The organism is Type-C symbiont of Plautia stali (assembly GCF_059730935.1).
Genome location: NZ_AP035924.1, coordinates 146,791 through 166,134, shown reverse-complemented (window position 1 = coordinate 166,134; position 19,344 = coordinate 146,791). Strand labels below are relative to the sequence as shown.

14 protein-coding genes are annotated in these 19,344 nt (G+C 59.4%); 3 read left to right on the top strand and 11 right to left on the bottom strand.

Going from position 1 to position 19,344, the window contains the following annotated elements; translation table 11 throughout:
- Positions 1-32: 32 nt before the first annotated feature.
- Genes AC6I7J_RS19980 through AC6I7J_RS19970 form a run of 3 tightly spaced genes read right to left on the bottom strand, consistent with a single transcriptional unit; the run spans position 33 to position 2,603 of the window.
- The gene (locus tag AC6I7J_RS19980; protein ID WP_058758829.1) at positions 33-794 is read right to left on the bottom strand and encodes an amino acid ABC transporter ATP-binding protein; all 762 of its coding nucleotides are present in this window, start codon (positions 792-794) and stop codon (positions 33-35) included.
- Complete coding sequence (locus tag AC6I7J_RS19975; protein ID WP_498007416.1) at positions 787-1,710, bottom strand: amino acid ABC transporter permease; 924 nt, start codon at positions 1,708-1,710, stop codon at positions 787-789. Before AC6I7J_RS19975 ends, AC6I7J_RS19980 begins: the two co-directional genes overlap by 8 nt.
- Positions 1,707-2,603, bottom strand: coding sequence for an ABC transporter substrate-binding protein (locus AC6I7J_RS19970; RefSeq protein ID WP_021509534.1), 897 nt, complete (start codon positions 2,601-2,603; stop codon positions 1,707-1,709). The genes AC6I7J_RS19975 and AC6I7J_RS19970 overlap by 4 nt, the downstream gene beginning before the upstream one ends.
- A 492-nt stretch (positions 2,604-3,095) precedes the next feature.
- Between AC6I7J_RS19970 and AC6I7J_RS19965 the strand changes: the two genes are divergently transcribed.
- Entirely contained in the window at positions 3,096-5,276 is a 2,181-nt protein-coding gene (locus tag AC6I7J_RS19965; protein WP_498007415.1) for a TonB-dependent siderophore receptor, read from the top strand.
- A gap of 55 nt (positions 5,277-5,331) precedes the next feature.
- On the opposite strand, the gene AC6I7J_RS19960 is transcribed toward AC6I7J_RS19965, so the two are convergent.
- The 4 genes from AC6I7J_RS19960 to AC6I7J_RS19945 all read right to left on the bottom strand — a co-directional run bounded on the left by AC6I7J_RS19960 (position 5,332) and on the right by AC6I7J_RS19945 (position 9,597).
- Positions 5,332-6,804 carry an MFS transporter gene (locus AC6I7J_RS19960; protein WP_498007414.1) on the bottom strand — a complete coding sequence of 491 codons (1,473 nt, stop codon included), beginning with the start codon at positions 6,802-6,804 and terminating at the stop codon, positions 5,332-5,334.
- 49 nt (positions 6,805-6,853) lie between these two features.
- Entirely contained in the window at positions 6,854-7,450 is a 597-nt protein-coding gene (locus AC6I7J_RS19955) for a TetR/AcrR family transcriptional regulator (RefSeq protein WP_058770527.1), read from the bottom strand.
- 131 nt (positions 7,451-7,581) lie between these two features.
- Positions 7,582-8,496 (bottom strand): alpha/beta fold hydrolase, encoded by a 915-nt coding sequence (locus tag AC6I7J_RS19950; RefSeq protein WP_498007413.1) that lies wholly within the window; start codon positions 8,494-8,496, stop codon positions 7,582-7,584.
- A gap of 207 nt (positions 8,497-8,703) precedes the next feature.
- The gene (locus AC6I7J_RS19945; protein ID WP_498007412.1) at positions 8,704-9,597 is read right to left on the bottom strand and encodes a MurR/RpiR family transcriptional regulator; all 894 of its coding nucleotides are present in this window, start codon (positions 9,595-9,597) and stop codon (positions 8,704-8,706) included.
- Between the two features lie 407 nt (positions 9,598-10,004).
- On the opposite strand from AC6I7J_RS19945, the gene AC6I7J_RS19940 reads away from it, so the two are divergent.
- Together AC6I7J_RS19940 and AC6I7J_RS19935 are read left to right on the top strand one after the other, a co-directional pair.
- Positions 10,005-12,137, top strand: a complete 2,133-nt coding sequence (locus AC6I7J_RS19940; protein ID WP_498007411.1) for a TonB-dependent siderophore receptor — start codon at positions 10,005-10,007, stop codon at positions 12,135-12,137.
- Positions 12,127-13,266, top strand: a complete 1,140-nt coding sequence (locus AC6I7J_RS19935) for an ABC transporter substrate-binding protein (protein WP_498007410.1) — start codon at positions 12,127-12,129, stop codon at positions 13,264-13,266. Before AC6I7J_RS19940 ends, AC6I7J_RS19935 begins: the two co-directional genes overlap by 11 nt.
- A 204-nt stretch (positions 13,267-13,470) precedes the next feature.
- On the opposite strand, the gene AC6I7J_RS19930 is transcribed toward AC6I7J_RS19935, so the two are convergent.
- From AC6I7J_RS19930 to fdhF, 4 genes are read right to left on the bottom strand one after another with little or no spacing between them, the layout of a single operon-like run.
- Positions 13,471-14,430 (bottom strand): cytochrome d ubiquinol oxidase subunit II, encoded by a 960-nt coding sequence (locus tag AC6I7J_RS19930; RefSeq protein ID WP_498007409.1) that lies wholly within the window; start codon positions 14,428-14,430, stop codon positions 13,471-13,473.
- 11 nt (positions 14,431-14,441) lie between these two features.
- Positions 14,442-15,812, bottom strand: a complete 1,371-nt coding sequence (locus tag AC6I7J_RS19925) for a cytochrome ubiquinol oxidase subunit I (RefSeq protein WP_498007408.1) — start codon at positions 15,810-15,812, stop codon at positions 14,442-14,444.
- Positions 15,805-16,290: a DUF1641 domain-containing protein gene (locus AC6I7J_RS19920; protein ID WP_480309417.1), complete on the bottom strand. Its 486-nt coding sequence runs from the start codon at positions 16,288-16,290 to the stop codon at positions 15,805-15,807. The genes AC6I7J_RS19925 and AC6I7J_RS19920 overlap by 8 nt, the downstream gene beginning before the upstream one ends.
- Positions 16,290-19,262 (bottom strand): formate dehydrogenase subunit alpha, encoded by a 2,973-nt coding sequence (gene fdhF, locus AC6I7J_RS19915; protein WP_498007407.1) that lies wholly within the window; start codon positions 19,260-19,262, stop codon positions 16,290-16,292. The genes AC6I7J_RS19920 and fdhF overlap by 1 nt, the downstream gene beginning before the upstream one ends.
- Between the last annotated feature and the right edge of the window lie 82 nt (positions 19,263-19,344).

Below are 19,344 nucleotides of genomic sequence, written 5' to 3'. Positions count from 1 at the left end.
TGCTTCCTGGAGTCAAAAATGAAAAACGGTGCTTACAGCACCGTTGCAATAAAGTTTCTTACCCGTCCGTTTTCCGGATCGTCGAGCACCTGCTGCGTCGGCCCCGCCGCCACAATCCGCCCGCCTTCCATAAACACGATGTTATCGGCCACCTCGCGCGCAAAACCGATCTCGTGTGTCACGATCACCATGGTGATGCCGGAGTGCGCCAGCTGTTTGATCACCTGCAGCACTTCACCCACCAGTTCCGGATCGAGCGCAGACGTGGGCTCATCAAACAGCATCACGCCGGGATCCATCGCCAGCGCACGGGCGATCGCCACACGCTGCTGCTGACCACCGGAAAGATTCTGCGGCCACTCTTCTTCGCGCCCGGCCAGCCCCACCTGCTTAAGCAGCGACAGCGCTTTGCTGGTCGCCTGCTGGCGGCTCTGTTTTTTCACCCGCATCGGCGCATCGACAATGTTTTGCAGTACGGTGCGGTGCGGGAACAGGTTGAACTGCTGAAACACCATGCCGATTTCGGCACGCTGACGCGCAATCTCGCTGCTGCTCAGCTCGTGCAGCGCCTGGCCTTTCTGCTTGTAACCAATGATCTCGCCACCGATACGAATCGTGCCACCATCCAGTTTTTCCAGATGGTTGATGCAGCGCAGCAGCGTCGATTTGCCTGAGCCGGACGGTCCGAGGATCACCGTCACCGAGCCAGCCGGGATATCAAGATTAACTTCATCCAGAATGGTGACGCCGGAAAAACGTTTGGTCACCTTACGTAAGGCGATCGCTTCAGCCATTGCTGACGCTCCTTTCGGCTTTAGGCGCGGAGAAACTGGGCAGCGACTTGAGTAAACTGCGCTTTTCGCGGCGCGTGACGCCACGGCCAAAGTAGCGCTCGACATAGAACTGACCAACCGACAGTACCGAGGTCATCAGCAGATACCACAGCGTCGCCACCAGCAGCAGCGGGATCACTTCATAGGTGCGCTGATAGATGATCTGCGCCGAAAACAGCACATCCTGCAGGGAGATCACCGATACCACCGCCGTGGTTTTCAGCTGGCCGATGATTTCGTTACCGGCCGGCGGCATGATGGCGCGCATCGCCTGCGGCAGTACGGTATGACGGAAAATCTGCGCCGGACGGTAACCCAGTGCACGGGCGGCTTCCAGCTGGCCGTTGCCAACGCTCTGAATCCCGGCGCGCACGATCTCCGCCGCATAGGCAGACTGATGCATTACCAGCGCGATCACCGCCGCGCTGAACGGGCTGACCAGCGCATTAGACTGGGTACTCCAGATCTCACCCAGACCCGGCAGCGACAGCGAAATGGTCGGGTACAGCGCCGCGATGTTGTACCACAGGAACAGCTGTACCAGCATCGGCACGCCGCGGAAAAACCAGGTATAGAACCAGCTGACGCCGACCAGCACCGGGTTGGATGACAGGCGCATCAGCGCCAGCACCGTGCCAAAGGCGAAGCCCAGCACCACCGAAATCGCTGTCAGCTGCAGCGTCATCAGCACGCCCTGCAGGATTGACTCGCCGGTGAAGTTTTCCGCAATCACGCCCCATTCGAAGCGCGGATTGTTGATCATCGAATGCGCCATCGCCACCACGCACAACAGCACCACCAGCGCACTGAGCCAGCGTCCGTAGTAGCGTTTACCGACGATTTTCAGATCGTCGGTGTGGTCGTGAAAGTCACTCATTGAAAGATATCCTGATTACGTTTTGACTCTTTAACCGCGCCAAAGCCGATGCCCCAGTTATCCAGGATCTTCTGGTAGCTGCCATCTTTAATCAGCGAGTTCAGCGCTGCCTGTACGGCAGGTTCAAGCGCGGAATCTTTCGGGAAGGCGACCGATACCGGCGCATCATGTACGGTGATTTCGCCGCTCATGGTCAGCGGTTTGATCACTTTCACCTGCCACAGCAGGCCTTCGTACGGACCGAGGAACATCGGCACACGCCCGCTGACCACGGCCTGAACACCCGCCGGGCGATCCGGGAACACTGACACTTTAATCGGTTTTTTCCCGGCCGCTTCACAGGCTTTGCTGGCCTCTTCCAGACGGGTCACCTGAGTGGTGCCGGAACCGGCGCCGACTTCTTTACCGCACACCTCGTCGAGGGTTTTGAACGGCGCGACGTTGGCATCTTTCCGCGAAATAATGCCGAGACGGCTGGCGTCGTAGTAACTCACAAAGTCGATAATTTTGGCGCGCGCCGGCGTGGCGTTGATGTTGGACAAGGCCACATCGTAGCGGCCGGTTTTCAGTCCCGGAATGATGTTGTCGAAGCCGCCGGTATCGCGCCATTGCACCTGAATACCGAGACGCTCACCGACCGCGTTCATGATGTCAATTTCACGACCAGCCAGCGTTTTGTTGTCTTCTTTATAGAAGGTGGTGGGCGGCGTGTTGGGGTTGGTTCCTGCCACAATATAGCCGCGCTTCGCCACGTCGGCGGGCACCAGGCTTTTCAGCGCGGCATCAGCCTGAACATGCAGTGAGCTGTCGGTTGGGACGGATTGTTCGGCGGCAAACGCGGTGTGCGCACTGAGAGCGAGTGCGAAAAGGGTGATACCTTTTGCGAATTTCACTGGAACCTTTCTCCTGATATTTAAAATGTTTCCCGGCAGGGAAAAGGCGTCGAGGTAGCGATGTATTTTTCCCTTTGCTCATGTCGCGTAAAGCCGCGCGGCGCAAAGGATTGTCATCCTCAAAACGTCCCGCAGCCATTCTCAGGAAGATAGGCAGCGATCACAAATGCGAAAAACAGATATCTATTGCCGAAATCCGGCAATAGGTTTCTTTGCTGGCCTGAATGCGGCCCTGTCGTCGCGCAAAAATCAGATTGTTGCCGCAAATCAGGCACCTCCTTATCCTGCCACGCTGAATGATTTGCTTATTAGCCATAACGTTCCTGTCTAAGCCAGCGTATCGCCCTGCTGACAAAAACTGACAAAAAAGCGGCCCGTCGAGGCGATTTGCGCAGGAATGTAAAGAAGTTGCACACCAATATACAATGCAAACCATTCTCATTATCATGCGCATTTGCTTACAAATGTTAACGCATCAGGGAGATGATATAAGTGAATGTAACTGTATGTGGCAAAAAGCGTCCGGTCGCACTGTACCTGGCAGGCCTGTTAACCTCACCGGTGTTTGCCGCTGAACCCACGGAGAAGCTGGCCGACGATGAGTCGATGATTGTGACGGCAGAGCAGGAGCTGAAGCAGCAGCCGGGAGTTTCCACCATTACCGCTGAAGACATCAAAAAAAGTCCGCCCGTTAACGACCTCGCGGACATCATCCGCAAAATGCCCGGCGTTAACCTCACCGGTAACGGCGCCAGCGGCAGCCGCGGTAACAACCGTCAGATCGACATTCGCGGCATGGGCCCGGAAAACACTTTGGTGCTGATCGATGGCGTGCCGGTCACCTCCCGTAACTCGGTGCGTTACAGCTGGCGCGGTGAGCGCGACTCACGCGGGGATACCAACTGGGTGCCGCCGGAAATGGTGGAACGCATTGAGGTGATACGCGGTCCGGCCGCTGCCCGTTATGGCTCCGGTGCCGCTGGCGGTGTGGTCAACATTATTACCAAACGCCCCACCAATGACTGGCACGGCTCGCTGTCGCTGTTCACTAACCAGCCAGAAGATGACAAGGAAGGCGCCACCCGCCGCGCGAACTTCAACCTCAGCGGTCCGCTGGCCGGTGAGGCACTCACCATGCGGCTGTACGGCAACCTGAACAAAACGGATGCCGACGCCTTCGACATTAACACCGCGCAAAATGGCGCTTATGCCGCCGGACGCGAAGGCGTGCGTAATAAAGACATCAACGGCGTGCTGTCGTGGAAAATCACCCCGACGCAGATTGTCGATTTCAGCTATGGCTACAGCCGCCAGGGCAATATTTATGCTGGCGACACGCAAAACAGCAACAGCAATGCCAGCGCCAACGGGCTGGTGGAAGCGCTGTACGGCAGCGAAACCAACCGCCTGTATCGTCAGAACTACGGAGTGGTGCACAACGGCATCTGGGACTGGGGCACCTCTAAGCTTAACTTTAGCTATGAGAAAACCAACAATACCCGTCTGAAAGAAGGCTCCGGCGGCAGCACCGAAGGGATGATCAACAGCGATACGTACGCTACCAGCCGGCTGGAGAGCTATCGCGCCGGCGGCGAGATCAATTTCCCGCTGCAGCTGCTGGTCGATCAAACCGTTACGCTGGGTGCTGAGTGGAATCGCGATGAACTTAACGATCCGGCATCGGTACAGGCCACCAGCGCACCGGGCGTCGATTTCGGCGGTATATCCAGCGATGGTTCGCAGCGTGACAGTAAAAACAGCGCCACCATCAGCTCGCTCTATTTCGAAGACAACATCGCCGCCACCGACTCCACCGAAGTGATTCCCGGCCTGCGCTTCGACTATCACGATCAGTTTGGCGCTAACTGGAGCCCGAGCCTCAACCTGTCGCAGGGCCTCGGTGATTACTTCACGCTGAAAGCCGGAATTGCGCGCGCCTTTAAAGCGCCCAACCTGTATCAGTCCACTGAGGGCTATATCCTGTCGACGCGCGGCAACGGTTGTCCGATTGGCCTGTCACGCTGTTACCTGCTGGGCAGCAAAGACCTCGATCCCGAGATCAGCGTGAATAAAGAAGTGGGCATCGAGTTCAGTAATCAGGGCTATGTCGCGGGCATCACCTGGTTCCGCAATGATTACAAAAACAAAATCATCTCCGGCACCACGCCGGTGGCTTCAACCGGCTCGTATAACCTGCTGCGCTGGGAAAACGGCGGCAAGGCGATCGTCGAAGGGCTGGAAGGCAATCTGAGCATCCCGCTGATCGCCGACACGCTGGAGTGGCGCACCAATGCCACCTATATGTTCCGCTCGGAGAGCAAAAAAACCGGCAACCCGCTGACGGTGATCCCGGAATTCACCATCAACTCGCAGCTGGAGTGGCAGGCGACCGAGGCGCTCAGCGCCAACATCAACTGGACGCAATACGGCCGGCAGAAGCCACGTCAGTATGCGGAAACCAGCCTCGAGGCCAGCCGTGGTCTGTCGCAGCGTGAAATCAGCCCGTATTCCATTGTCGGACTGAACCTCAACTACGACATCACTAAAAACCTGAGCGCCAACGCCGGTATCAACAACCTGTTTGACAAGCGCGTTTATCGCGAAAATGCCGGGGCATCGACCTATAACGAACCGGGCCGCGCCTGGTACGCCGGTGTCACGATGTCGTTCTGAGGAATGGACGCCATCGGGTAAAGTGATGGGGGTGATCACACCCAGTCTTCAACCATCAGTCCCGCAACGCGTTGGAACTCCCGCGTGTTTTAAGCACCGCCGCCTGTGCGGCAGGCCTGCGCGCTAGCCGGATGCTCAGCAGCGCGCCGGCCGCCAGGCAGATCGACATACACACTATCGCCACGATGAAGGCATGGGTAATTTCCCCTGGCCCCTTGCCCGTGCCCAGCACGGCATAGAAGATCCCGCCGATAATGGCCACGCTCAGCGCCGTGCTCAGTTGCAAGGTAGAGCTGGCGATACCGGCAATCATCCCGGCCCAGGCGGGTGCCACGCGTCCGGTGACGATGTGCATCAGCGTCGGCAGCGCCAGCCCCTGGCCAAACCCCACCACAAACAACCCCAGGGCCAGCGGCAGCGCCGCCGGTGACACCCCGACCGGCGTGCTGGCCATCAGCCACGCCAGGCCCAGCAGGCCGACCACTTCCAGCACCATCCCAGTGGCGTTAACGTAAGGCCCAATCAGCCGTCGCGCAGCGGGCGTGGATAACGGCCCCAGCAGAAAACCCGCACCAAAGGGCAGGAAGATCAGCCCGGCGCTCAGTACGCCCTGATGCAGCGCGCCCTGTAAATAGATCGAGAACAGCAGGAAGAATACGCCAATCGAGTAGAACAGCAGCGCCAGCAGCAGGGACAGCCCAAGACCCGGCACGCTGAAAATCGCCGGATCGATCAGCGGATCGCCGCCCTGCTTTGCCAGCCGGCTTTCATAGCGCCAGAACAGAGTGCCCAGCACCGGCACCAGCAGCAGCGATAGCCACGCCCACAGCGGCCAGCCCGCTTCCCGCCCTTCAATCAGCGGCACGATCAGCAGACCCAGCGTCATCATCGACAGTCCCATTCCACCAAAATCCAGCTTGCGTGCGTGCTGAGCACGCGTCTCTTTAATCAACGGGATGCCAAACAGCACCACCAGCAGCGCTACCGGCAGATTGACCAGGAAAATGGCGCGCCAGCCGCTATTGAACAGGTTGAGTGAGATCAGGATGCCGCCCAGCGCCTGACCGATCACCGAGGCCAGACCAAATACTGCGCCGTACAGGCTCAGCGCGCGCGATTTCTCCGCCTCCGGGAAAATCGCCTGAATCGAGGCCAGCGCCTGCGGTGCCATAATCGCTGCAGTGATGCCCTGCAGCACGCGACCAGCGATCAGCGCGCCCGGTGACCAGGCAAAGCCACACAGCGCAGAAGCCGCTGCAAAACCGGTCAGGCCAACGAAGAACATGCGCCCGCGGCCAAACAGATCGCCGAGGCGACCGCCGGTGATTAGCGTGACGGCATAAAACCCGGCATAGGACGAGATGACAAATTGCTCCGCTGAGCCGGACGTGGCCAAATCGCTCTGAATCGAGGGCAGCGCCACATTGACAATAAAGAAGTCCAGCGGGGGTAAAAATGCGCCTGTCAGCAGGACGATAAACATCGCCCAGCGGCGTGGCTCGGGATTTAACGCGTGCGGATCGGACATCACAACACCTCACTAAGGAACCGATTGGTTCCAATATGGATAAAAAAAATTAGTCGAGCAGACGCATCGTGCAGTCCACTACGGCGTTCATTTCTGCTTCCGTTGCCCCGGTTTTACCAAGGATGCGCATCCCTTCAATCTGGCAAACCAGTAAGCGGGCCAGCACCTGTTCATCACGCTCGGGCAGTTCTCCGCTCAGCTGACCGCGCACCAGTGTTGCCGCATACAGCTGCTGCAAACGCCGGAACATGCGCCCCGTGCGTTCGGCAATCTGTTCATCATGCGCGGCCATCTCGGTGGTGAGTGACACCACCAGACAACCGCGCCGCCCTTTCTCGCCGCTGGAGAGCGCGGCATAACGCAGCAGCGAGGCGCGAATCGCCGCTTTAACCGCGCCGGGCTGCGCCAGAATATCCGAGGTGGCTTTCAGACCTTCGGTCATGTAGATATCCAGCGCGGCCAACAGCAGCCCTTTTTTATCGCCGAACGCCTTGTAGAGACTGCCGCGCGATAAACCGGTCCCGGCGATCAAATCCGGTAGCGACGCCGCTTCATAGCCGCGATCCCAGAAAACGTGCATGGCGCTGCGGGCGGCCTCTTCCAACTCGAACTCGCGCGGGCGACCGATGACGGTCAGGTTCTTCATCACTGCCCTCCCCTGCAATTATAAACCAACTGGTTCCTATCTTAGCCGCAATGCAGTGGCAATTGCAAGTCAGCCGCAACCCCTTCACGGCGCGGCCGCTTACGCGTGGAAATTCACGGTTGAGTGATGCGTTACACAAAAAACTGACGTAACGCGTCGGCCAGCGCCTGCGGTTGCTCATCCGGGATAAAGTGACCACAGTGCGCGAGGCGAATCCCGCTGACGTCGGCCGCAAAAGTGCGCAGCGGCTGTGCCATATCGGCAATTGAGCCCTGATCGGCGCTTACCGCCAGCAGCGGGATCGCCAGTTTGCCCCGGGTTTGCAACAACTGACGATTCTGCTCCGCTGAGGTGCTGACCTCACGGTACGCCGCCATGCCGGCGCGCAGCGCGCCGTTTTGCTGCAGTAGCCGCACATATTCCGCCATCTCTTCGTCACCAAACACCATCGGGCTGGCTGCTTTGCGCTGCAAAAACCACTGCAGATAGAGCGCTTCACGACCGGCGATCAGCGCTTCCGGCAGATCCGGCAACAGGTGAAAAGCAAAATGCCAGGTTTTCCAGGCTTTGTCCGGCGTCGCAGGCAGCGCATCCGGCAGCGTCACTCCGGGAATGCCGGCATCCAGCAGCGCCAGTTTGCTGATGGCATCACCGTGCAGCATCGCCAGCGGCCAGGCAACCCAGGCACCCACGTCATGCGCGGCCAGGTAGTAACGCTCAACTCCTAACTGCTGCAACAATCTCTGCACGCTGTGCGCCAGTGAGGTGGTGTCATAACCGCTGGCAGGCTTGTCGGAGTCGCCCTGGCCGGGCAGATCCGGCGCAATGATGAAATAGTCTGCCGCCAGCTGCGCCATCACCTTACGCCAGGCAAACCAGCTCTGCGGAAAGCCCGCCAGCATTACCAGCACTGGTCCCTGCACATTGCCACCGCTGACGTAGTGCAGCCGCACGCCCGCCACCGTGGCATAAGCATGGTTAAATTGCGGCAGGTGATCGACGGGCTGTGACCAGCGCGGTGCGGCGTCCAGGGCAGGCAGTGACATAAGCGTTCTCCGGTTATTTTGGTAAAGAGTATTTCCTTATTGGATGCAATTCTGCGCTACCGCGCCGTTAACGCGGACTCATTAAGGAAATGTTTACTTCCTTAATATTAACGACAGCCACGCGCGCCTTGCAAGCGAGTCTGTGAAATAGATCCGGAAGCGAAGGGCGGAGTGAACGCCCCGCCGCCGCGCCTGAGTGATGTGCGGTTATCCCGCCTTCTTCGCCGTGGGTTTCAGCGATCGATTGAGATCCTGAATGCGTTTCATGGTTTTAACCGTGCGTGCCGAACTGGCGGAAGCCACCGCCAGAATCAGCATTTCGAGGCACACCAGCACCGTGCCGTGCAGCGGCATGCGACCATTTTCACCGCCGCGCGGCACGTTAATCACCACATCCGCCTGCTGCGCAAACGCCGAATCCAGCGCGTGGGTCAGCAGAATCACCGGCATACCCAGCCGCTGCGCCTCTTTCAGCGTCGTCATGCCCTCACGGTGCGCCGATTTCTGCGCCATCATGATCAGTACATCGCCGCGCTGTAGCGTTATCAGCTGTTCCGCCAGCGCAATCCCGGCACGGTTAAGCGTCACCGCCGGCAGGCCGATGCGCCGGAACAGTCGCGCGCTGTACTCCGCCAGAATGCCGGAAGCGTTGATGCCAAACAGCGCCACCTGACGCGCTTCCAGTAGCAGTGTCACCGCAGCCGCCACCGCCTGGCGATTTTCCGGTTCTGCCAGTACTTCGCAGGCGCGCTGATGGCCGCCCAGCACAAAATCGATGCCGGAGTTGATGTCACACGACAGTTCGCTGATGGTCGCGCTCATCTTCTCTTCCGAGTTTTGTGCCGGGCCAAACCATGCGGCCAGCGTGGTTTTCAGATCGCGCAAACCGGCAAAGCCCAGCGCCTGCACGGTGCGCACCACGGTGGCGTCAGAGGTTTGGGTGGCCTGGGCGATATCCAATGCAGTCGCGTCTAATATAGCCTCACGATGTTCGTGGATATATCGCGCCACCGTTTGCAGGCTGGCCGATAATGTCGTGACGCGCGCACGGTAGCGTTCACCGAATACATCCACCCGATTTTTAATGTTATTTGCCGCCATTATGTTGCCTGTTAGTAATATCGCATCGTTGTGAACCGCGTCGGCAGGCCGGCTTGTAGTAAAAATTTGCGCCGCTACCGCTACCCACTCCCTTCGCGCCTGGCTTAACCCGGCCAGCTTCAAACGCTATAAAACAAATAATAAGCTGATTTAAAATAAATTTTCTGACAATCCGGGTTCAAAAGTTTCTGCCGCGTTCTGCTGTAGTATCCACACCATCATTTACGTTTACTACTACATTTTTTCATGTTTGAATGATTCTCAATTACATCTCAGCCGCCTTTTTCCGCTGACTGATGGCATAACAATGCCGGGCCGCGAATGTCCTGTTCGTCACCGGCAGCATTTTACTGATAGCTTCGTTGCGCGGAATAAATAATCCCGCAATTACACCAGGTTTATATTCGATGCAGAACAACTCACCGCGGGCGGTTAAATTACTGTGCCATCCGGCTATCCTTGCCGCTATTTACGGCGTAACGGCACTCAGCAGTACTGACAGCCTTGCCGCTGAACAAAACAGCACCCTCACCGTGACGGCGCAGCAGCAAAACAGTGACGACGGCTATAGCGCCACCAGCAGTTCGGTCGCCAGTAAAACGCCGGTGTCGCGCCTCAATGAAGCCCAATCGGTGAGCGTGGTGACGCAACAGCAGCTGGAGGATTATCAGGCCGCCAGCCTCGCCGACGCGCTGCGCTTTGTCAGCGGCGTAAGCGAAGGCAATACGCTGGCAGGTACCGAAGATGGCTTTGTACGCCGCGGCTTTGGCAGCAACTCGGATGGTTCCATCTATCGTGATGGCGTGCGCAGCAGCCAGGGGTTGAATTTCGACGCCACCACCGAACGTGTCGAGGTACTGAAGGGCTCGGCTTCGCTGCTGTACGGTATCCAGAATCCCGGCGGCGTGATCAATATTGTGAGCAAAAAGCCGCAATACACCTGGCACACCAAAGTCAGCGGTCGCGCAGCCAGCGAGGGCGGCGGCGCCGGCACGCTGGACGTCACCGGCCCGCTCGGCAACGGTTTTGCTTTCCGCCTGATTGCCGAAAAGCAGAATCAGGATTACTGGCGCAATTTCGGCAGCGATAAACACACCTTAATTGCCCCCTCGCTACAGTGGTATGGCGAGCAGGCCAGCTTCCTCATCAGCTACGAAGATTATCAGTACGATATTCCCTACGATCGCGGCACGGCGTTTGTTAACGGTCAGCCGGTGGCGATTGGCTATAAAGATCGCCTGGACGATAAAGCTAACCATGCGTGGGGCCACAATAAAACCCTGAACGCGCACTACGACTGGCAGTTCAATGAGGCGTGGAGCACGCGCCTGACTTTTGGCTGGAATCAGCGTCAGTACGACAACAACGAAGTGCGGGTCACGGCGATTAACCCCACCACCGGCGTGGTGACGCGCCGCGCCGACGCCAACCGTGGCTTCAACCATAAAACCAAATACGTGGCGTGGGATGTGATCGGTTCCCCGCAGCTGTTTGGCATGACGCACGATGTGGTGTTCGGCACCGATTATGAAATGAATCAGACTTACCGTGCGCACCAGTATCAGGGCAAAGCGAACACCGGCTTCAACCTGTACGATCCGCAATACGATATGCTGGCACCGATCACCAACAGCAGCAGTGAAAACAGCGCCAACGCCAACCTGCTTAACCGCCTGCACAGTCGCTCGGTATACGCCAAAGACAGCATTTCGCTCACCGACGACTGGATTGCGGTGCTGGGCGGACGCTATCAGCACTATGAACAGCGCGCGTCAAAGGGCTTCGATCCGGTGGTGCAAACGCTGGACAGCGAGGGCAACAAGTTCCTGCCGCAGGCCGGGCTGATTTACAAACTGACGCCGGATGTCTCACTGTACAGCAGCGTGAGCAAATCCTTTACGCCGTCGACTGACGTCGACGATGACGGCAACGTCGGCAAGCCGGAACAGGGCACCACATGGGAAGTGGGCAGCAAGTGGCAGATTTCGCCCCGGCTGTTTGCCAGCGTAGCGCTGTACCGCATCGACGAACGCGATATGTCGCTCAACATTAACGGCACCACGCGCGCCATCAATAAAGCGCGTTCGAGCGGCGCTGAATTTGAGCTCAATGGGGAAGTGCTGCCGGGCTGGGATCTGAGCGCCAACTACAGCTACGATAAGGCTGAAATCGTCGACGATGGCGTCAATCCGGCGAACAATGGCAACCGCCTGCAGAATGCACCTCGTCACGCCGGGGCGCTTTACCTGAGCCATAACCTGACGCTGAACGGCATTCCCGGTGACTTCCGCGTCGGCGGCGGTGCGCGCTACGTTGGCTCACGCGCCGGTGATCCGGAGAACAGCTTTACGCTGCCGGATTATGTGGTCGCCGACAGCTTTATCGCCTGGAATAATCAGCTGTTTGGCGAGAAAACCCAGCTGAAGCTTAACCTGAATAACCTGTTCAATAAGCACTATTACACCTCCAGCGGCGGCAACCTGCGCGTGCGCGAAGGGGAAACCCGTAACCTGATGGTCGAGGCCAGCGTTGAATTCTGATCGAGCGAAAAAGCCGCTGACGTGGCGTGCCTGGCTGGCAGCCCTCCTGCTGCTGGCGTTCAGCACCAGCGCGCTGGCCAGGGTGATCACCGATATTGACGGCAATCGGGTGGAGATTCCCGATAGTCCGCAGCGCATCGTGCTGGGTGAAAGCCGCATGCTGTATACCCTGGCACTGCTGGCGCCGGATGACCCGTTCCGCCACATCGTCGGCTGGCCGCGCGATCTGCAAAAGTATGACAGCCAGACGTGGAACAGTTTTGCTCAGCGGTTTCCGCAGATGCTGAACATCCCGACGCTCGGATCGGGCGGCCCTCAGGCGATCAATCCGGAGCAGATTCTCGCCCTGCGGCCGGACGTGGTCGTTTTGCCCAGCCTGGCGCGCTACGATGATGCCGATCTGAGGCTGGTCAGCATCCTGAATGCTGCGCATATTCCAGTAGTGAAGATCGATCTGCGCGTACATCTGTTAAAGAACACCCGGCGCAGCGTAGAGATTTTTGGTGAGGTGCTGAATCAGCAGGCGCGCGCGGCGGCGTTCAACCGCTTTTACAGTGCGCATCTGCAGGTGATCGAGGAGCGGCTGGCGCGCTATCACGGGCCGAAACCCACGGTGCTGTTGCAGTTGCATCTGGGACGGCGCAACGAGTGCTGCGTGACGGCGATTAACGGCAGTCTGGGCGAGCTGCTCAACGCCGCCGGCGGCGACAATATTGCAGGCAAAACCCAGCACGGCGTGTTTGGCCGTTTGAGTGAGGAGCAGGTGATCGCAGCCCAGCCTGAGTATTACTTTGCCACCGGCTTTGGCGATAACGCCAGCGCAGGCCTGCTGCGCCTCGGGCCGGACGTCGCGCCCGACGCGGTGCTGAGCAGTTTTCGTCAGCTCACCGCGCAGCAGAACGGCTTGCGTGAGCTGAAGGCGATTCGCAACGGCCATGCGGCGGCAATCTGGATGAATTTTTATCTCAGCCCGTGGCATATTGCGGTGACCGAGTTCATGGCAAAAACGCTGTATCCGCAGCTGTTCGCCGACATCGATCCGCAGCAGACGCTGGAAACCCTGTTCCGTGATTTCCTGCCGATCCCCTATCGCGGCACGCTGTTTATGCGGATTCCGGCGGTGGATTAACCGTGCTGTTCATCCTGATATTTCTGTGCGGCTATTCCGGTGCGCATGAATGCGCACCCTACAGATGACCTCAGGCCCGATGCCGTTATGCATTGATGCGCCCCCGGGAATGGTCCCTGTAGGGGCGCCATTTATGGCGACCGGCGGATCCGTGAAATACCTGAAACTGCTGCCCAATTGAGCTATATCCTGTAGGGTCGCCATTTATGGCGACCGCTGCGCTGCCTGCGGCTGGCGCTTAAATACCCAGAACGCCCAGCTGTGGTACAGCAGCGTCAGCGGCAACACAATCAGCAGCCCCGTCACCACGAACCCCTGTGTCACCGGCGAGGATGTCTGCTGGTGCATCTCCAGCTGCCATGGCAGCAACCACGGATAAAGCCCGCACGCCAGCGCCGCGACCACCACGCCCGTCTGCACCAGCGTGATCATCAATAACGCCACCATCGCTTCCCGCCACAGCGTAAGCAGTTGCAGCAGCCACAGCGCAGGCAACAGGCTCAGCAACACTTTTCCCGGCCAGCGCTGCCAGCTCTGCTGCCACAGCGCCGGCTCCAGCAGCAGCACGGCAATAAAGCAGGCCAGCATCACCACCCACCACAGCATGGCCAGCGCCCGCGCCCGCTCTACCACCGGCTCGCCAATGCGCCAGCACAGCCAGCAGCAGCCCAGCAGCAGATCAACCGCCACCAGCCCGAGGCCGCACAGCAGCGGCACCAGCGAAAAATCAATCACAATCCCGCTGGGCGGACGCGACACCAGCATCAACCCGCTCATCCAACCAGGCAGAAACGCTGCCAGCAGCGAGCTGACCATCAGCAGCCGGTCCAGCCAGCGTCGCCCGGTCTCGCCAGGCTGACCGCGATACGCCAGCGCCAGCCCGCGCAAAAACAGCGCCAGCAGGAAGAGAAACAGCGGCACCTTCAGCGTTTGTAGCAGCAGACTGTACAGCGGCGGAAACAGCGCCAGCATGCCGCCTGCCAGCAACACCAGCCAGGTTTCATTGGCATCCCACAGCGGCAGCAGGCTGTGCACCATCCACTGCCGCTCTTGTGGCTGGTCGAAACTGTACAGCAGCATCCCCACGCCGCTATCCGTGCCATCCAGCGCCAGATACATCAGCAGGGCAAACAGCAGAAGCACAGCAGAAAGTTCGACCAACATCCTCATCCTCCTCAGGCTGGCGTCTGTATGGTTTCCGCTACCGCCGTCGCCTGCGGATCCGGCAGCGGTGCCGCCAGGTGGCGCAGCAGATAACACAGGCCAAAGGCAAAACTCAGTGCGTAAATCACCACCACCGACGCGAAAATGGCGACGCTGCTGCCGAGGGACATTGGCGCCAGGCTGTCGGCGGTACGCAGCATGCCGTATACCGTCCACGGCTGCCGGCCAACCTCCGTCACCACCCAGCCCGCCAGCAGCGCAATGAAGCCAGCCGGTGACATCAGCGCCAGCAGACGCAGCACGCGCCGCGACTGATCAAGGCGGCCGCGCCAGCGCTGCACATTGCCCGCCAGGCTGCTCAGCAGCATCAGCAGCGCCAGTCCCACCATCAGGCGAAAGGCAAAAAACACCGGCAGCACCGGCGGCAGGCTGTCGCGCGGGAATTCACCCAGGCTTTTGATGTGGCCGCTGAGGTTATGGCGCAGGTAGAGCGAGCCGATAGCCGGGATCGCCAGCTCGGCGTGATTCCGCTGCTGCGCCTGATCGGGCAGCGCAAACAGCCGCAGCGGCTCGCCCTCCCCTGGCGCAGGCGGCTGCCAGCTGCCCTCGATCGCCGCCAGTTTAGCAGGCTGATAGTCACGGGTGTTTTCGCCATGCAAATCGCCCACCACCATCTGCAGCGGCAGGATGCACAGCGACACCGTCAGCGCGCTGCGCAGCATCAGCCGGCTGGCGGCCTCGCCAGCATTACGCAGCAGGCGCCACGCTGCGACGCCACCCAGCAAAAACGCCACGCTGATCCATGAGGCCAGCAGCATGTGCGCCAGCCGCCAGCCAAACGAGGGCGCGGAAATCAAACTCCAGGCGCTGTCCGGCGTGAACTGGCCGGCGTCATTGAGCGTAAAACCGCGCGGCGTTTGCATCCAGGAGTTAGCGGCAAGGATCCAGAAAGCGCTGAAAATCGCGCCAAGCGCCACCAGACAGGTAATGGCGAAATGCACGCCGGGTTTCACCCGATCGATGCCAAACAGCATCACGCCGGTCAGCGCTGACTCGAGAAAAAAAGCGATCAGCACTTCATACAGCATCAGCGGACCGATAATGCCGCCCGCTTTGCTGGCAAACACCGACCAGTGGGTGCCGAACTGAAACTCCATGATTACGCCGGAAACCGTGCCAATCGCCACGGTGAGCGCGAATACCTTGATCCAGAAGTGCAGCGCCTGATGCACTTCCGGCCGCCTGCCCCACAGCCAGCGCGCTTCAAACCACACCAGAAACGGGGCCAGCCCCAGCGTCAGCGCTGCCAGGGTAATGTGCATGCCCATCGTCAGGGCAAACTGACCGCGCGCGATCAGCAGCACCCACTCCTGGCTACTCACGGCTCGGCTTACCGCTGTAGCGGGTTATCGGCTTCTCCTCATCACCCTGCATGGCGCGCGCGAAGGTTTCCAGCGCCGCCAGTAGGGGCCGGATGCCCTGCCACAGCGCCTCATCATTCAGCAGTTTGAGCACGCCACTGACGCCCGGCGCGCTTTTCTCCTGCTGCGCCGTGTCGCTGGCCGGCTTCATCGCCAGCAGGGCATCGCGCAGCGCCAGCAGCAAATGGTTGAAACGCTCCGGCGGTACGGTGCTGAGGGTCATAAACAGCAGCGACAGGTTCTGCACCGCATTCTGGGTGCCGGGCCGGTTAAGTCCGGCGGCGACGATTTTACCGATGTCATTGTTGGCTTGTACCATGTCATTAGCCAGGCGCAGGAAGCCGTGCTGATGCAGATTCTCCAGCAGTTCGTTCAGCGCTTCCTGCGCGCTGGGTTCGGTGCGCGTCGGAGTGGGTTGATAGTGCAGCGGTTCGGCCATTAGCTTTTCTCCGGATGCGAAACGTGTTCAGGCGGCAGCCGGTATTCAGGCTGCTGCCATTTTTGTTCAACGGGCAGATGATCCAGCGGCGTGCGCTGGCCGTGGCGGAAGTTGTGCAGCGGAATCGGGTGCGGCTGTGGCGCATGCGTCAGTTTACGCATCGTCACCGCAATCTCTTTGTAGGCCGGGGTGTTGACGTCGGGATCGTGGTGTTCACCGGTCAGCCCGTTCACCCCCGGTTTGCCGTGGTGGATAGGAATGAACAACACATTGCCGGCCATCCGTTCAGTCACCACCACCGGCACCTCTATACTGCCCCGGCGCGAACGCAGCTCCACCCAGTCGCCCTGCTGTAATTGCCGCTCCTGCGCTAGCTGCGGCGAAATCTCAACAAACCAGTTGGGCGACAGCGATTTGATGCGTCCGCCCTGCCCGGTCTGATTAGTCGACTGGAAATGCTCCAGCATACGTCCATTGTTCAGCAGCAGATCGTACTGCTCATCGGGCGCTTCCATCGGTGGCTGCCACGTCAGTGGATACAGACGCGCTTTGCCATCAGGAAAGGCGAACGCCTCGGTATACAGCAGCGGCGTGCTGCTGCCGTCGGCGTTTACCGGCCACAGCTGTGACTGCCAGCCGACGAGGTTCTCATAGCTGACCCCGGCAAATAGCGTGGCGATACCCGCAGCTTCTGCCATGATGGCGCCGGGATTCGGGTAGTGCCAGTGATGGCCGAGACGCGCCGCGACCTCAGTCAATATCTGCCAGTCAGGCCGGCTGTCGCCGAGCGGCGCAAACGCAGGCGAGAAGTGCTGAATGCGCCGTTCGGTATTCACGAAGGTGCCCTCTTTCTCCAGGCTGGGGCAGCCAGGCAGCACCACATCCGCGAACTGAGCGGTGCGACTCATGAAGATGTCCTGCACCACCATGAAATCCAGCCGGCTGAAGGCTTCGTGCACTTTGGTCGAGTCCGCATCAGAAAAGGCGGTCTCTTCGCCGATGATGTACATGGCGCGCACCCGCTGTTCATGCGCGTCTTCCACCATCATGAAGTTATCCAGCCCGGCTTCATCGGAAAGCGCGTCCGGCGCCACGCCCCAGGCGCGCGCCCACTTTTCCCGTACCTGCGCATCGGTCACTTTTTCGTAGCCGGGATAGACATTGCTTAAGCAGCCAAAATCGCTGGCACCCTGCACATTATTGTGACCGCGCATCGGATAGCCGCCGGTGCCGGGCCGGCCGTAGTTGCCGGTCACCAGCAGCAGATTGGAGAGCGCAGTGCTGGTATCCGCACCGTGGCTGTGCTGCGTAATGCCCATCGCCCACAGCAGACAGGCGCTGCCCGCGTTGCCGATCATCTCGGCGGCCTCAGTCAGCTGCGCCACGCTCAGGCCGGTGACCTCACTGGCCATCTCAAGGGTGAAAGGCGCCAGCGAGGCGCGGTATTCCGCCACCTGATTCACGCGCTCGCGCAGGAATGCTTCATCAGCATAACCGTGGTCAAACATGTAGCGCGCCATCGCCGACGCCCACACCATGTCGGTGCCGGGGCGGATGCGCAGATAACAATCGGCGCGCTCGGCCATTTCGTGACGGCGCGGATCGACCACCAGCAGTTTCTGTCCGCGATGTTTGTGGCTCTGTTTGATATGTGAAGCGAAAACCGGATGATTTTCCGCCAGGTTGCTGCCAACGGTGATGATCAGGTCGGTCTGCTGCAGATCGCGCAGCGTACCGGCATCGCCGCCGTAGCCCACGGTGCGAAACAGCCCTTCCGTCGCCGGGTTCTGGCAATAGCGCGAGGAGTTGTCCACGTTGTTGGTGCCGAAAATCAGGCGGGCGATCTTCTGCGTCAGGTAGGCTTCCTCATTGCTGGCTTTACTGGAACCAATAAAACCAATCGCGTTACCGCCGTGCTGGCGTGCCACCGCGCGCAGGCCGTCGGCCACGCGCTGTAGCGCCTCTTCCCAGCTGGCCGGGCGGAACTGGCCGTTTTCACGAATCAGCGGCGTGGTCAGCCGGTTTGGGCTGTTCACAAAATCCCAGCCAAATTTGCCTTTGACACAGGTTGAGATGCCGTTGACCGGCGCATCGGCCACCGGCTGGATTTTGAGGATGTGGCGATCGCGCGTCCAGACTTCAAAACTGCAGCCGACGCCGCAATAGGTGCAGACGGTTTTGTTTTTTTTGATTTCGACTTTGCGCAGCGCATCATCGATCAGCGAAATTCCGGTGATCGGCTCCATGCCGATGCTGTTTTCCAGTGATTTGACGAAATCAATCAGCGGCCGCTTCAGGTCTTCATCCATCGCGGTGAAGGGACCGGCGTCGGGCTGCATGGTTTTTTCCAGTAGCGCGTTGCACGGACAGACGGTCACGCAGTGGCCGCAGCTGACGCAGCTGGAACCGGCAATCTGCGTCCCGCCATCCCACAGCACGCGCGGGTGATCGGCGCTGTAATCAATCGACAGCGTCTCATTCACCTCGACATTCTGGCAGGCCTCCACGCAGCGTCCGCACAGAATGCACTGATCCGGATCGTAGGTATAAAACGGATTACTGTGGTCTTTGCTGTCCGGTTTGCGCTGGTAGGGGTAATACTGAATCGGAATGTGCATGTCCGCGACGGTGTTATGTAACGTGCAGTCGCCGGTGTTGTGTTCACACACCGTGCAGTAGAGTTCGTGGCGATTGAGGATGCGGTCCATGCCCTCCTGCTGTGCCGCCTGCAGTACCGCACTCTGGCTGACCACGCGCATGCCCTCAGCGCTGCGTAACGTGCAGCCGCGCACCGCTTCGCCATCCACCTCCACCCAGCAAACATCACAGGTTTGCAGCGGCGGCAGCGCCGGGTGATAACAGACATGAGGCAGTTTTTTTCCCTGCTCCTGCAGAAAATCAATTAACGGTTGATTTGCGGTTCCGCTTAAGCGCTCACCATTAAATATAATGGTACATTGTGCTTCGCTCATTTAACGCCTCGTTTAAGCCATCGCTCATAATTATTCGGGCCGGCCAGCGCCGGTTATTATGTAAAGTTATGCTTAGAGCTTA